This is a genomic window from Bradyrhizobium sp. USDA 4474 (assembly GCF_054057515.1).
Window position 1 is genome coordinate 6,382,871 of the sequence record NZ_JBSRZJ010000002.1, and the last position, 15,527, is coordinate 6,398,397.

Consider the following 15,527-nt stretch of genomic DNA (forward strand, 5'->3'; position numbering starts at 1 on the left):
ATTCAACGCGCGGCGTCCGGACCTGTCCGGGAGGCGAGGGCCTGACGAATGGCATGCGCCAGATCTGCCGGCCGGTACGGCTTGCTCAGCAAGGTGACGTCAGGGTCCAGCCGACCGTCATGCATCATGGCGGCTTCCGGATAGCCCGACATATAGAGCACGGGCAGGCCGGGGCGCCGCTGAAGGACGGCGTCGGCAACTTCGCGGCCGTTCATCCCGCCAGGCATGACGACGTCGGTGAATAGCAGGTCGAAGATGGCGCCCCGGTCGACGAGCTCGACGGCCTCCGGGCCGTTGGCGGCCGTTATCGTGCGATAACCGAAGCTCTTGAGCTGCGCTGCAACGTATTTACGGACCAGATCGTCGTCCTCGACCAAAAGGATGGTTTCATTGCCGCGCTGCAGCTCGCCTTTCGCCGCAACGCTTGCAGACTCCGCGCTCTGGGTCGAGAGCGGCAGGTAGAGGCTGAAGGTCGTTCCTAGCCCTTCTTCGCTATCGATTCTGATGTGACCGCCGGATTGCTTGATGAAGCCATATACCATGCTCAATCCGAGGCCCGTTCCCTTGCCAAGCTCCTTGGTCGTGAAGAAGGGCTCGAATATCTTGTCCCGGATCACCTGTGGAATGCCCGAACCGGCATCGCTCACCGTGACCAGGACAAAGTCGCCGCGACTGTCGTCCGGGCCCGCATTGTCAGGACCAAAGCTGACATTCGCCGTGCCGAATGCGATCTTGCCGCCACCCGGCATCGCGTCGCGGGCATTGACGGCGAGATTGATCAGAGCGGTCGAGAGCTGGCCCGGGTCGATCAGCGCGTGCCAGCAATCGTCCTGCAGCGTGGAGCCGACCTCGATGTGCTCGCCTAGAGTCGGCCGCAGCAGCTTGGTGGTATCGACCACGAGATTGTTGACATCGACGTTGCGGGGTTGCAAAGGCTGCCTGCGCGCGAACGCAAGGAGCTGCATCGTCAGATCGGCGCCGCGCGCCGCCGCGTCGTCGATCATGTGGGCGATGGCGAGGAGATCGGGCTGATCCGCAAGATCGTCGATCAAGATCTGGATCGTTCCGGTGATCACCGTCAAGATGTTATTGAAGTCATGGGCGACGCCGCCGGTGAGTTGGCCGACCGCGTCCATCTTCTGTGCCTGGCGCAGCTGTTGCTCGAGACGCAGGCGCTGGCTGATGTCCCGGCCGATCACGATGATCAGCTCCTGGCGGCCTGTCGAGACGTGAGCGGCCGACATTTCGACATCGAGACCCTTCTCGTCGGGGCCATCCAGGCGAAGCTGTAACAAGCCCGCCGAGTCCGGCGCCAGCAGACGGGCGACTTCCGTCGCGTCGGCCGGAACGAGGATGGATCGAAACGGGAGGCCGATGATTTTCTCCCGAGGCCGTCCCAGCATCACCCCAGCCGTGCGGTTCGCCTCGATCACCAGGCCGTCTTGGTCGAGAATCAGGATCGCGTCATGCGCCTGCTCCATGAGCAGGCGGTACTTTTCTTCCGCCTGCTTTCGCGCGGTGAGGTCGAGCACGAACGAGACGCATTGATCGGACGATGCGGCCAGCAGGGCGGAGCCGATCAGAACTGGAACGCGGCTGCCGTCCTTCCTGATGAACGCCTTCTCTCGCGAGGCGATCTGTCCCGACATTCTGAGTTGTTCGATCCGCTGCGCGTCCTCATCGCGGTATTCGGCCGGGGTCATGTCCTTCCAGCGAACGGCGTTCGACACCAGTTCCTGCCTGGAATATCCGGTCATGTTCAGGAAGGCGTCGTTGGCGTAGTTGATCTCGCCGCTGCCGTTCCAGAACAGGATGCCGATAATGTTGGAATCGACGAGCCGGCGGATGCGGGCCTCGCGCTCCTGAAGATCGCGATAGAGCAGCGTGTTCTCCAGCGAGATCGCGGCTTGGGCGGCCAGCAGGTCCAGCACCGCCACGCGATCCGGCGTGAAGGCATGCGTCGTCAGCGTGTTCTCGAGGTAGAGCAATCCGATGAGCTTGGCCTGTTTCAGGAGCGGCAGGCAAAGGACGGACCTTGGGTGTCGGCGGCACACGTAGTCATCGCCGTAAAGCGGATCAGGCCGCGATGCGTCGTCGACGATGAGAGGTTTTTGCGTGCGAATGACGTAACGAAGCAGGGCTTCGGGGCAATCCGGTGACGAGAGCGAGGTTTGGTTCATCACGACGCTGAACTCGTCGCCCCTGGATTGGCCCTCCGCCTCGATACAGAAGTCGTCATCTCGCGACAAGATCAACAGGCCGCGATCGGCGCCGGCGTTCTGCAGCACGATTTTCATCAGCGTCTCGATCAGCTTTGGCAGCTCGATTTCGCTTGAGACGGCCTGAGACGCCTTCACCACCGTGGTGACGTCCATCTGCTGGATGGTCGGCCGGCTTCCGGAACTGGTGTCCTCGGCGACGTGAAGCCGTGGATAAAGACGTTCGAGCTGCCTTACCTTGGGCTCGGCTCCCCAGCGAAGAAATCCGTAATGGGCATCGCGTAGATAGGCATAGGCGATCTTCTCGAACCCGCGCTTCGCATAGAAACGCCCGGCGAGCTCGTTTGCGATGGCCTCGTTGTGGGGAAAACCGTTTGCGTGCGCCGCGGCGATGGCCCAATCGTAGAAGCGCATTGCATCGAGCTCGCGATCTTCGATGTGCGCGATTTCCGCAGATATGAGCGCGGCGCGGTCGGCGAAGTCTTCCGGGCTGATCTCGGCCAATTGCTGGAGCACGCGGTGATGGTGGATCAGCATATCGAGATGCCGGGCCCGCTCGCCCGGCGCTGCGGCCTCGCAGCATGCGGCCTCGGCCAAGGCGGCATAGAAGTGAAACTCGACCCGGTCGAACAGGGCTTTCGATGTCCACAGCAGTTTGCCGGCCTTTGCCGCGGCAACGATGGCAGCGCGATCGTTGGCGAGAACGCGCGCCTGCAGTTTGCGCGTCCAGTACCAAAACCCGGCCTGCTCCAGGTATGGCTCGGTCTCGAGACGACGCTCAAACTGCGCCTCGTTGAAACCAGCTTCATCGAAGCCGCCAAATTTCGTGGTGAGGCCGCGCAGCGACCGAATGAGCTGCAACTGCCCGGCGATGCGATCGGCGGCAAGGTCGACGTGGGCCCGGAGAGCGAAATCGAGGCCTGCCTCCGCTTCCCGCTGCACTTCGGCGAGGGGATCGCCGCAGGCGAGAAGGTGCGTCAGGAAGTGGTGTCGGGTGAAGCTCGCGTAGTTCACGTCGCCGACTTGCTGCGCAGCGTCGAAGGCCCGCTTCAGCCAGGGACGGCCTGAGTGCACATGTCGGGTCCAGCTTCCGAAGCCGAGATAGACGCGGGCCTTGAACCGGTCCAGTCCGCGGGTTTCGACCAGATCGAGGCCGAGCTGGGCAAAACGATAGCCGGCGTCATAGTTGCCGAAGTCGGGACCGAGCACGGTGCCGAGCACGATGTAGGCGAGGCACGATGCGTCGGAGTTGCCGTATTGCAGGCTGAGATTGGCCATGCGTCCAATGATGAGCCGGCGCAAGTCCTCGTCGATATACCAGGCCGGCGAGACCAGGACTGTGAGGACGTCCATCGTCCCGCGTGCGATCGGATCCGCCATCCGCGGCAGCTCGAGCAGCGCCTCGATCGGACGATGGCCGATCTCTTGCCACATCCGGTCGTATTCGCCGTGGACTTCGTCCGGCGTGGGATGCGCCGACCAGTCGATCCCGACGCGACGCAGATAATCGAGCGCAATCTCGATGTCGCGATCGCTCGGCTCCATTCGCAGTCGGGTCACGGCCGCGAGGTCCGGCAGGGTGGCCGCGCGCTGTGCCAGTTCGGCAAGGCGCGCGTTCGCCTTGGCGTGTTCGCCGGCCAGGAACTCGCATTCGGCGCGCTGTAGCGCCAGCGTGAAGCTGAGCGCGTAATGCTGCTCCCGGCAATCCAGGGGCAGCATGGCCTCGCCGGTCGCGAAATGGCTCTGGGCCATGGCGAAGGCCGTAGCGGCCTTGGCCCGGCGACCGGCCAAAAGATTGAGCTCCGCCAGCCTGACGCGTTCCTCGGGCGAGGTGATCAAGGCCCTGCCGCGGTTGAGTTGTCCGACGATCTCGAAGACGCCCTCCTCGACGGCATTGGGCGCAGTTCGCGCGGCGAACAGGCGACCAATGCGAAGATGCGCCGCAGCCCGTTCCTCCTCCGGAATCAGCGCATAGGCCGCCTCCTGAAACCGGTCGTGGACGAAGCGGTAGGTGCCGGCTTGCGGCTCCACGAACTCCTGGCGAACGGCAGGCCACAAGTCGGCGTTGACCTGCTCATCAGAGATGCCGAGCACGATGGAAAGCACGGCGACCTCGGCGACATTGCCGAGACAGGCCATCTGCTGCAAGGCCGTACGCGTCGCGGCAGGAAGCCGGGTCAGCTTCCCCAGCATCAAGTCGATGACGTTGTCCGTGTATCGCTTGGCGTGAATGCGATCGAGGTCCCAGGACCAGCTGATAGCATCGTGGTCGAACGCAAGCAGGCCTTCGTCGACCAGCGAGAACAGGAACTGAATGGCGAAGAACGGATTGCCTGCGGTTTTCTCGTGCACGAGCTGGATCAGCGGGGCTGCGTGCCTGGGCTCGCAACGAAGCGTGTCCGCAAGCAACTGGCCGAGATGCCTGCGGCGAAGTGGTTCGAGCGTGATCTCTACAACCCGCCGTCCCCGCGCCTTGATGGCTTCACGCATGCGCATGACGGGATGAACGGAGTCCACCTCATTGTCGCGATAGGCGCCGATCAGCATCAGGTGCGTCAGGCCTGATCGGGTCAAGACATCCTCGAGCAGCTCGAGCGTCGCCATATCGAGCCATTGCAGATCGTCGAGGAACAGCACCAACGGATGCTCGGCCCGTGCAAACACGCCGATGAACTGCTCGAAGACGCGGTGAAAGCGGCTTTGCGCATGCTGAAGCGGCAGCTCCGGAACCGGCGGCTGGTCGCCGATGATGGCCTTCAGCTCCGGGATCAGGTCCACGACGAGCTGCCCGTTCGCGCCAAGTGCGCCGAGCAGGGCCTGGCGCCACGCGCTCAGCTCAGCTTCGCGTTTGCCGAGAAGAGGGCGAACGAGGCCCTGGAACGCCTTGACCAGCGTGGCGTAGGGGATGTCGCGTTTATGCAGGTCGAATTTGCCTGATGCAAACAAGGCGTGCGAGGACACCAGCACCTTGTGCAGCTCGTTCACAACAGAAGATTTTCCGATGCCGGAATATCCTGCGACCAGGGCCAGTTCCGGCGCGCCGCTTTTGACGATCCGTTCGAACGAGGCGAACAGCGTCTCGCACTCGGCTGTTCTTCCGTACAGCTTCTCGGGAATCAGCAGCCGGTCGGGCGTGTCGTGCTCGCCGAGCGGGAAGTCTTCGATGCGGTGCTGAAGCTCCCATTCCGCAAGACAACGCTGCAAATCCCGCTCGGCGCCGCCTGCTGTCTGGTAACGCTCCTCGGCCATCTTGGAGAGCAGCTTCATGATCAGCCTGGACACCACGGCCGGCACGTTGCTCGATCGCTTGGCCGGGGCCTCCGGTTCTCTCGCGACGTGACAGTGCACCCATTCCATCGGATCGGACGCCACGAAGGGAAGCGAGCCCGTGACCATCTGGTAGAGGGTGATACCGAGCGAGTACAGATCGCTCCGGGAGTCGATCGAGCGGTTCATGCGCCCTGTCTGCTCGGGGGACATGTAGGCGAATGTGCCCGCAATCTGCGCGTCGGCAGCCGCGGACAGCCGTTCGCGCGGGCGGCGGGTTGCGAAGCCGAAGCCGGTGAGATGCACGCTGTCCTTGCCGCGGTTTACCAGGATGTTGGCCGGCTTGATGTCCTTGTGCACCAGGCCCTGCTGATGCACCTTGCCGAGCGCCGCGGCGATCTGGATGGCGAGACGCAGGAAGCTGCCCATCTCCATGGGGGCGTCGGTCAGCCAGGTCAGCGGCTCGCCACCGCGGTCCTCAAGGACAAGAATGGTGGGGCCATGGTCCTGCACCAGCTCCAGCGGCTTCGCCGCCCACGCGCTGTCCAGCTCGTCCTTCAATGCAAATTCGTGAGCCAGACGGTCGAGGCTTTGCGGGCTTGGGTGCTCGGCGGCCGGAACGAGGGCCAGCACGATCTGCCGTTCCCCGTCGATGCGTTCGCGGAAGGCGCGGCACAGCAGAACCCCTTCTTCGTCGGAGAGGACCTGCGGACCGTGGGCCCAGCCGGCACCCATAAACGATGAAAGGTTCATGTTCGTAGACCATGCCGCCGCCGAGCCCAAACGGGAGCTCAAGTTCGAGCCGAAGCTGGCTCGCCCGGTACTCTGCCTCACCCTCCCAACAAGCCGCCCCGACGCGACGAGGCCGGACACCGTGAAATCGTATCGGTGTGAAATCGTATCATTTGCCTTAATCGCGTCAACGGATCGACGAGACGACACGAGGCGAGGCGGCATGCAACGGAGCTCCCTTGCGGGGCCGCATCGCAACTTCAGGGAGATCAAACGCGTCAGCGACCACCGCAGCGGGAGCTTTCGCGCGAAGCCGGAGATTTCTTTCGAGCTTGAGCTGCGCGCTTGTTCGCCGATTTCGTCAAGCAGCCGAACGCCGAGCTTGATCTGGATCAAGCCCCCGAAGCGGGCCGCACCCCAGCTAGTCTGCAGCGTGCCGTCCGTCGATCAGGAGGCGACGAGCCTTGAAGACGCTTCGCCAGCTTGTGTCCGGGGAGGACATCGTCCAGCTCGTGATTCGGCTCGGCTTGCTCGGGCTGCTGATCTCGTGGACCTTCGTCGTGATCCGGCCGTTTGTGCCGATCCTGAGCTGGAGCGCCGTGTTGGTTGTGGCGTTTCATCCAGTCTTCGCCTGGCTCACCCGACACCTTGGCGGCCGTCCCCGGACCGCATCAGCCGTTCTCACACTGATCATGCTGGGCATCGTCACTGGTCCCGCTGCCTGGCTGGGCCTGAGTGCGGTGGAAGGGCTTCGCTACCTTGCGGGCCAGATCGGCAGCGGAGATCTCGTGCTGCAGGGGGCGCCGGAACGGATCAGGAATTGGCCCCTGATCGGTCCGCAGCTCTACGCATTCTGGAATGAGGCTTACACGAACGTCCGTGCAGCGCTGCGCGAGGTGGCGCCGTATCTGAAACCGCTCGCCGGGATGATGTTGTCGTTTGCGGGTAATACCGGTATCGGAATGCTCCAATTCCTGCTGTCGGTGGTCGTGGCCGGTTTCCTGCTTCCGTACGGGGCACAGCTTGTTGCCGCGCTCCGCGGCTTCCTGTTGCGCATCGTGCCTGGCCGGAGCGAGCATTTCCTGGAGCTCGCCGGTGCGACCATACGCGCGGTCTCACAAGGCGTCATCGGTGTCGCCATCGTGCAGGCGTTGCTGGCGGGCATCGGTTTCAAGCTCGCTGGCATCGCAAGCGCGGGGCTGCTCGCAATCATCGTGCTGTTGCTGTCGATCGTTCAGATCGGCGCCGCTATCGTTCTTCTTCCCGTGGTCGTCTGGATATGGGTGGACAAGGACGTCACCGTGGCCCTGCTCTTGACGATCTATCTCGTCGTCGTAGGCCTTCTCGACAACGTCCTGAAGCCGCTTCTCATGGGGCGGGGGGCTGACGACGCCCACTCTCGTGATCCTGATCGGGGTCATCGGCGGTACGCTTGCGCATGGGATTATCGGGCTATTCATTGGGCCGATCATCCTGTCGGTTGCTTGGGAATTGGCGGCTGCATGGATCGTGATCGATCGCGCCGAGCCGATTCGGGTCGGCCAGGCCACCGCTGCAGCGACGGAAACCGTCGTCGTCGATCATGACGAACTGGGTCTCCAGAATTGAGGTCGGGTTCGCTGCTATGATGCTACAATTCCTGGTCGGCACTCTGGTCAGCGTGATCAATATCGGGCTCCACGCGCTGGTGACGGTGGTCGCGGTCGCCATCGCCCGCAGTGCAGGCCTGCGTCATAGCAATCGGCCGAGGCTCCATCTCATGAGCGTCATGATCGCGGCTGCCGTCGTGTTGAAGATCGCCCACATGCTCGAAATCCTGATATGGGCGGCGACCTACCATATCGTCGGCGTCGCTCCCGGCGACACCGACATGCTCTATTTTGCTTTCGTCAACTACACCACGCTCGGCTACGGCGACATTACGCCGGTGCGCGAATGGCAGTTGATCGGCCCGCTGACCGCGATGAATGGTGTACTTTTGTTCGGCTGGTCCGCCGCCATTCTGTTCGAAGTCTTGCGCAAGACGCTCGAACATCTCGGGCTGACGGAGCCGCCCGGCAAAAGCTTGCCACGGGTCTGATGCAGCGGGACGCGTGGATCCGCCTTTCGCCGGTTCAGGGCTGCAGATCCAGACTGGCGAGCTGGTGCCGGTCGAGCAGCACGATCTGGCGCTGGGTGTTGCCCACGAAGCCGAGAACGCCGACCTCATGCAGGCGTGACAGAGCGCGCGAGACGGTTTCCAGCGTCAGGCCGAGATAGTCGGCGATATCGCGCCGCGACATCGGCAGCGCCATGACGCCCGCCGCCGTCAGCCGCTTGTCCATTTCGAGCAGGAAGGCCGCAACCCGCTCGAGTGAAGTCTTGCGTCCCAGCAAGAGCATGTGATCTTCGGCGTGCTGGAGGTTGTTCGTGGTCATGCGCAGGAGATTTTTGGCCACCATGGCATCGTTCTGGGCCACCGTTTCAAGGCTTTGCCGCCTCACAAGGCGCACGGTCGTGTCAATGATGGCTTCCGTCGTGAACCGGTGTTCGTTGCCATTTTCGAGCCCGAAGATATCGCCGACGAGGTGGAATGCGCCGATTTGCCTGCGGCCATCCGATAGCAGCTTGTAACTTCGTACCGCTCCGGACTTGACCTGATAGACATATTCGGCCGGCTCTTTCTCGCCGTAGATCTCGGTTCCTTTGCGATAGGAAAATTCGCTTAAACTGACCATCGCATTTGATTCACTTCTCATGCCGAGGTCACGAAGGGAATTGGGGCGCGGTGCGGATTCCGTCGTGATGCGAACGAACATGGGCCAACTCCACAGCTTGTCGCCGAATGGTCGGTCAGACGAAAATTCTCGGCCGGAATGCGCCGCGCTATCCCACTCCCGCCGGAGCTGATTTTCGGCTATGGTGGTGGTTCAATCCATTGTCCCAAGGGGCATTGTACCAAGGGACAGCAAAGGCGTTTGATGCGCAGGATGAGAAGGCGTGGTGCTGCGCGAATATGGCTCTTGCGAAGCGAGGACTTCGATCGCCAAGCTGTTGAAGATGATGTTTCAAGACGAGAGGACCTCAACGGTCCCCATTTGAATGCGCGAGAGGTGGAAGGTGGCGGGCCTCGTTCACGTTGTCGATGACGATGAGTCCTTTCGTACGGCGATTGAACGCCGGCTGAAGCTTGCGGGCTACGATGTCGCCACCTATGCGTCGTCACAGGCGTTGCTGGAATCCGCGCCGAACGACGAGCAGGCGGGATGCATCCTGCTCGACGTGCGGATACCGGGATTGAGCGGCCCCGATTTACAGGCTCACTTGATCGCGTCCGGCTCGACTTTGCCGATCATCTTCCTGACTGGACATGCAGACACGCCGACCACGGTGCGGGCGATCAAGGCGGGTGCGGAGGACTTCCTGACCAAGCCGATCTCCTCGGAGCAGTTGATCGATGCAATCGAGCGCGCATTGGCCAGTCAGGAAATGGCGCGCGCCCAGCGCAGCAGGCTGGATGCATTTCGTGGTCATCTGGTGAGGCTGACGCAGCGCGAGCGACAGGTGTTCGATCTCATCGTTCGTGGCCGCATCAACAAGCAGATCGCCCATGAGCTCGGGACCAGCGAACGCACGGTGAAGGCGCATCGCCATCAGGTGATGGAGAAGATGCAGGTCCATTCGCTTGCGGAACTCGTTTCCATAGCGGAGCGGCTTGGCATGCTCGACAGCGACGAGCATTAGCTCGTCGGCCCGGTTCATTCCGGCGATGTGACTTCCCCAAAGGACAATACCGAGCCGCGTTGACAGGCGCAGCGCGCCGTGTGCAATTGTGCACAGAAGGCCCGCCCGGAACGCGAAGCATTCACATCCCGTATCCCCGCACCGTCGCAGGACTTCGTCATCGTCCGGAAAGGCAGACTGCCTTGACCCAGCGCGAATCCGTGTTCGTCGTCGATGACGATCCATCCATGCGAGCCTGCCTGGATAGGCTGCTGCGCCGCCACGGTTTCGAGACCACGCTGTTCGACTCCGCCGGTGCCTTGCTCGAGCACGGCCAGTTCGATGACGCGATTTGCATCATCCTCGATATCAATCTCGGGGCAAACTCAGGCATTGATGCGCGGCATCGACTGCTTGAACAGGGCGTCACCGCGCCGGTGGTTTACATCACCGGCAACGACAGCGACGCAAACCGCGCTGCGGCGACCGCATCGGGGTGTGTCGCTTATTTGACGAAGCCGTTTGCCGCAGACGTCCTGATCGAGTCGGTGACGCGCGCGACGGCCCCTTAGGGGCCGGCCAGTCACTTCACTCGTCGATATATTGCTCCAGCGTCTTGGCCGGCACGCCCTTGTGGGCGGTCGCGAATTGCGCCAACGGGATCGCAGTCGTGAGGGCGAGGAGGTTGGTATCGACGAGTTCGAGCGTCAGCGCCTTGCCGGCTTCCATTCCCTTGATGATGTCCGGTGCCGCTACGTCGGCTGCGATGCATAGATTGCTCAGGCACCAGGTGTAGGGCACGCGGACAGGGGGCCCTCCGTCGATGCTCAGCTTCGGCGCCTGTTGCAGGTACATGCCGACAGGCACGAACAGTCGCAGGCGGACGGTGGGTGCATCCTCGCGCTCGATCAGGTCAACGCGAACGGCCGTCTGTCCGGTCGGGAAATTTCCCGTGATCGAGGTCCGACATAGCATCGGCGCCCCGCCGGCTTTGAAGCAGAGCTTCTGCCAGTCGCCATAGGTGATGTCCTTGGCTTCGCGCTGACCGCGCGTTGCGACCTCCGCGGCCGTCTCGGCTTGCGCCGCTTTCGGCGCGGCGATGCCCGAGCTTGCCGCCGTCGCTATGATCGCGGCGCTCAGGAGACCGCAGAGAGCATCAAGAGGACGAGCCATCGCTGCAACTCCAAGATCCGGCCCGAGAACCGGGCTCATTTCGGCGCATCGAGAAATTTGGTACCAGCGGCGACCAGAGCGGGATCGCATCCGGCGAGATGAAGAAATGTCCCTCATTTGATACTCGGCCCGGCCGCCGGCGGCGATGAAGGGATCGCGGACTCCTTCAAGCAACGAAAGTCGCGGCAACCACGATCGGACCGAGCACTGTCAGCACGACGTTGCCGACCGCATAGGGCACGGCGACGCCGAGCACCGGCGTCTTGCTCTCGGCGACATCGCAGGCGCCCGTGACGGCGGCATCGACGGTCATGGCGCCGGCCAGCGCCCCGCAGATGACGACCGGATTCATGCGAAGAATGTAGCACGCAACGAGCGTTCCGACCGTCATCGGGATCAGCGTGACGGCGGCGCCCATGCCGACCAGCAGCAGGCCATGAGCCTGAATCGCGGACCAGGCTGCGAGACCGTTGCCGAGCCCGATCGCCGCGATGAAGCCGCCGAGGCCGAGGTCGCTCAGCGTCTGCTGGGCCGCCGGCGGCAGCGCGCCCATGGTCGGCTTCCGCGAGCGTAGCCAACCGCAGGCGAGGCCTGCGATCAGCGCGCCGCCACCGCCGCCGAGTGTCAGCGCGACCGCGCCGACCTTGATGCTGGCAAGTCCGGCGAGAAGGCCGACGGCGATGCCGGCGGCGAGGAAGGCCATGTCGGTGCGGTCGCCGGCGTTGAGCGCGTGGCCGACCTGCGCTGTCGCGCGCACGATGTTGCCGGTGCTGCCGACCAGCGTCATGACGTCGCCGACATAGACGCGCGTGTCGGGGCCGAGCGGCACGTCGCGGTCCATCCGTGTGAGGGCGCGCAGGAAGACGCCGCGCGCATCGTCGCCGACGATCTCGGCCACCTCACGGATCGATCGGCCGTGCAGCCTGCGGTTCTCCACCAGCACCTCGATCACGTTGCCAGGCAGGCTGCGCAACAGCTCGTCGGCATCGATTTCCCGGCCGATGACGGGCTTTGCCGTGACGATGGCCGCAGTCGGGCCGGTCAGGACGACGTCGTCGCCGTCCTCGAGCGTTGCGTCCCTGTGCGGGGCGACATCGGCGCCGCGGCGGACGATCCGCTCGACGATGGTCCGGCCACCGATGTCGGCCTCGATGGCCTCGACCGTGCGGCCTGCGGCGGTCGAGACCCGATAGGCGCGGGCCTGGAATTTGCGATAGGAAAGATTGTCCGTTTTCGCCGGAGCGCCGCCGGCAAGCTCCGCCTCGAGCTTCTTGGCTTCGGCCTTGAGATCGATCCCCATCAGCCGTGGCGCGACGAACGGCACGAACAGCAGCGTCAGAATGTATCCGAGCACATAGGTCACGGCGTAACCGGCCGCGATGTTGGCTTCCTGCTGCTTCAGCACATCGGCAGGCAGGCCGAGCTGTGCCAGCGCGCCCGATGCGGTGCCGATCACCGAGGACTGCGTCAGCGCCCCCGCGGTGAGTCCCGCGGCCGTTCCGGTGTCGAGCTTGAACGTGTGGGCGAAGATGAGCACGAGCACGAGGCCCGTCGCGCCGATCACCAGCGCCAGCACGACCTGCGCGAGAGTGCGGAGACTGAGAGAGGCAAAGAACTCCGGTCCCGACCGGTAGCCGATCGTGAAGACGAAGAGGCTGAACAGGATCGCCCGCAGGACCGGCGGGAACGTGAAGCTGCCGAGTTGTCCGATCAACACGGCGACGATCAGGATGCAGGCGGTGGTACCGATCGAGAAACCGCGAACCTTGATGCGGCCGAGGATGGTGCCGATCGCAAGCGCCAGCAGCAAGAAGATCTCCGGTGCGGTGGTGATGATCCACCTGACGGTGTCCATGGTCGCGTTCCCCGGGCGCTTTGGTGCGATTTGATTGGCGGCCGGGGAAGATTGCTTGATCCAGATCAAGCCTCGGCACGAACGAGGCGATGCCTATGATTTGATGAAGCGTTTACGACAGCCCTCCTTGCCGACATGAGTAGCTTGGACGTTGCAGCCGGCGCGATCCGCCGCGATGAAACCGTTGAGATCGTCCTGCTGCTGGCCTTCGCCGGCGGCTTCATCGACGCCTACACCTGGATCATCCACGGCGTGCTGGCGAATGCGCAGACCGCCAATGTGATCTTTCTGTGGGTTCATGCGATGGGAGGTGAGTGGGCGCAGGCATTGCACTTCGTTCCGCCGATCCTCGCCTTCACCGTGGGCATCGTGATCGCCGCCTGGCTGCGCCGCGTCGCCGGCGAGAGGGCCAGCGCACTCAGCGTCCTGCTCGAGATCCTGTTCCTGATCACGATCGGCATCCTGCACAACCGACTGCCTGATCTCGCCGGAACGCTCGGTATTTCCATGGTCGCGGCCATTCAGGCGGCGATGTTCGTCAAGGTCGAGGGAACGGTTTGCAGCACGGTGATGATCACCGGTAACATGCGACAGCTCGTCGAGAATCTCCTCGCGATCGTGTTCGGAGGTGCGCCGCTCGGGACGTTGCGCAAGTCGGCCATCTTCTATGCGCTGTGTGCGGTGTTCGGCTGCGGCGCGGCCGTCGGCGCTTTTGCCACCAGGTCCATTCCAAACCTCGCGCTTGGTCTTCCCGTGGTCGCGCTGCTGATTGTGCTGCTGCGCTGCGAAGCAACCCCACGCGAGGTGACCCAATGAAGTTGCCTTCCGATCCCGGCTGGACACGTTTCTTCCCGCCGTTCGGCTGGCTCGCCGCCTATCGCCGCGAATGGCTGCCGTCCGACGCCGTCGCCGGCATCACGCTGGCCGCTTACGCGATCCCGGTCTCGCTTGCCTATGCGGCGCTCGCCGGCTTGCCGCCGCAGATCGGCGTCTATGGCTACATGCTCGGGGGCATCGGCTATGCGCTGCTCGGCTCGTCGCGCCAGCTCGCGATCGGCCCGACCTCGGCGATCTCCTTGATGATCGCCGCGACCGTCGGCGCGCTGGCCGGAGGAGAGGCGGTCCGCTACGCCCAGATCGCCAGCCTCGCAGCCTTTGCGGTGGCGGTGCTGTGCTTCGTCGCCTGGCTGTTCAAGCTCAGCGTGCTCGTCCGCCTCGTCAGCGACAGCATTCTGGTCGGCTTCAAGGCCGGCGCCGGACTCACCATCATCATGAGCCAGCTGCCAAGCCTGCTCGGGGTTGCCGGTGGCGGCCACAATTTCTTCGATCGCGCCGGCAAGTTGGTCGGGCAGCTTGGCGGCATCGATCCGCTGGTCCTGGGCATCGGCGCCGTCGCGCTCTTGTTCCTCCTGCTTGGCGAGCGGCTCCTGCCGGGCAAGCCCGTCGGCATCACCATCGTTGCGGCTGCGATCATTCTCGCAACACTCCTGGGCTTCCCCGGTCTCGGCGTGCCCGTTACCGGGAAGATACCGGAAGGTTTGCCGGCGCTGGCGATCCCGACATTCGGCCTGCTGGAATTCGACGATCTGTTTCCGCTGGCCGCAGGTTGCGTGCTGCTGGCCTATATCGAAGGCGTATCGGCGGCTCGCAGCTTTGCCGCCAAGCATGGCTATCAGCTCGACGTCCGTCAGGAGTTCCTGGGATTGGGCGCGGCGAACCTCGCCGCTGCTTTCGGCCATGGCTATCCCGTCGCCGGCGGACTATCGCAATCGGCTGTCAACGACAGCGCCGGTGCCCGGACTCCGCTGGCACTGGTGATCTGCTCGGTAACGCTCGGGCTTTGCCTGCTGTTCTTCACGGGCGCGCTGACCAATCTGCCCAAGGCGGTGCTTGCGGCGATCGTCCTGGCCGCGGTCTACAGGCTGGTCGATGTCCGCGCGCTGCTACGAATGTGGCAGGTCAGCGGGATCGATTTCTACGCGGCGGCGATCGCCCTGGTCTCCGTGCTGCTGCTCGGCATCCTCCAGGGCGTTCTGCTGGCGTCGATCGCCTCGATCTTCCTGTTGCTGGCGCGGGCCTCGCGGCCGAACGTCGCGTTCCTTGGCCGCTTGCCCGGCAGCGGGCGCTATTCGGACACCGCGAGGCATGAGGGGATCGAGCCTTTGGTCGGGATCATCGCCTTCCGGCCCGAAGCGTCGCTGCTCTACATCAATGCCGAGACCATCCTGGAGACTGTTCTGATCGCCCTCCGGGCGGCGCCGGGCGTCCGGCTGGTGGTCTGCGACTTGTCCGCATCGCCCTATATCGATCTGGCAGGCGCGCGCATGCTGCACGAGCTCCATGACGAACTTGCGTCACGCAGCGTGACCTTCTGCATCGTCGGCGCGCATGCGCAGCTCCGCGACCTCCTGCGCGCCGAAGGACTCGCGGCCAAAACCGATAGCGGCCAGTGGCTACGGTCGCTCGATAGTTTGCTCGGCGATGACCAGGCGACCAACGCGCAGCGAACGGCCTGACGCCGTCTTATTGCGATGCGAACGGCTGGCATTGCGTGCCCCGAATGCACGCGACTGTTGACT

The 15,527-nt window shown here is 63.7% G+C and carries 9 protein-coding genes and 1 pseudogene; 6 read left to right on the forward strand and 4 right to left on the reverse strand.

Annotated elements, in window-relative coordinates; translation table 11 throughout:
* Positions 1-2 precede the first annotated feature (2 nt).
* Positions 3-6,239 (reverse strand): AAA family ATPase, encoded by a 6,237-nt coding sequence (locus ACVW16_RS31550; protein ID WP_456802543.1) that lies wholly within the window; start codon positions 6,237-6,239, stop codon positions 3-5.
* Between the two features lie 443 nt (positions 6,240-6,682).
* Between ACVW16_RS31550 and ACVW16_RS31555 the strand changes: the two are divergent.
* Positions 6,683-7,826 (forward strand): annotated as a pseudogene (locus ACVW16_RS31555) (AI-2E family transporter).
* A gap of 16 nt (positions 7,827-7,842) precedes the next feature.
* Positions 7,843-8,298, forward strand: a complete 456-nt coding sequence (locus ACVW16_RS31560; protein WP_456702886.1) for a potassium channel family protein — start codon at positions 7,843-7,845, stop codon at positions 8,296-8,298.
* Positions 8,299-8,332: 34 nt separating this feature from the next.
* Here ACVW16_RS31560 and ACVW16_RS31565 read toward each other — a convergent pair whose 3' ends face one another.
* Complete coding sequence (locus ACVW16_RS31565) at positions 8,333-9,016, reverse strand: helix-turn-helix domain-containing protein (protein WP_456702887.1); 684 nt, start codon at positions 9,014-9,016, stop codon at positions 8,333-8,335.
* A gap of 301 nt (positions 9,017-9,317) precedes the next feature.
* Between ACVW16_RS31565 and ACVW16_RS31570 the strand changes: the two genes are divergently transcribed.
* Positions 9,318-9,941 (forward strand): response regulator transcription factor, encoded by a 624-nt coding sequence (locus tag ACVW16_RS31570; RefSeq protein WP_456702888.1) that lies wholly within the window; start codon positions 9,318-9,320, stop codon positions 9,939-9,941.
* A gap of 182 nt (positions 9,942-10,123) precedes the next feature.
* Entirely contained in the window at positions 10,124-10,492 is a 369-nt protein-coding gene (locus ACVW16_RS31575) for a response regulator transcription factor (RefSeq protein ID WP_456702889.1), read from the forward strand.
* A 16-nt stretch (positions 10,493-10,508) separates the two neighbouring features.
* On the opposite strand, the gene ACVW16_RS31580 is transcribed toward ACVW16_RS31575, so the two are convergent.
* Both ACVW16_RS31580 and ACVW16_RS31585 read right to left on the reverse strand, forming a co-directional pair.
* Entirely contained in the window at positions 10,509-11,093 is a 585-nt protein-coding gene (locus ACVW16_RS31580; RefSeq protein WP_456734721.1) for an invasion associated locus B family protein, read from the reverse strand.
* A 166-nt stretch (positions 11,094-11,259) separates the two neighbouring features.
* A complete protein-coding gene (locus ACVW16_RS31585) occupies positions 11,260-12,948 on the reverse strand; it encodes an aspartate:alanine exchanger family transporter (RefSeq protein ID WP_456734722.1) in 1,689 nt (562 codons plus the stop codon).
* Between the two features lie 135 nt (positions 12,949-13,083).
* On the opposite strand from ACVW16_RS31585, the gene ACVW16_RS31590 reads away from it, so the two are divergent.
* A complete protein-coding gene (locus ACVW16_RS31590) occupies positions 13,084-13,764 on the forward strand; it encodes a YoaK family protein (protein ID WP_456702892.1) in 681 nt (226 codons plus the stop codon).
* On the forward strand, positions 13,761-15,464 hold the full coding sequence (locus ACVW16_RS31595; protein WP_456702893.1) for a SulP family inorganic anion transporter: 1,704 nt from the start codon (positions 13,761-13,763) through the stop codon (positions 15,462-15,464). The genes ACVW16_RS31590 and ACVW16_RS31595 overlap by 4 nt, the downstream gene beginning before the upstream one ends.
* Positions 15,465-15,527: the final 63 nt, after the last annotated feature.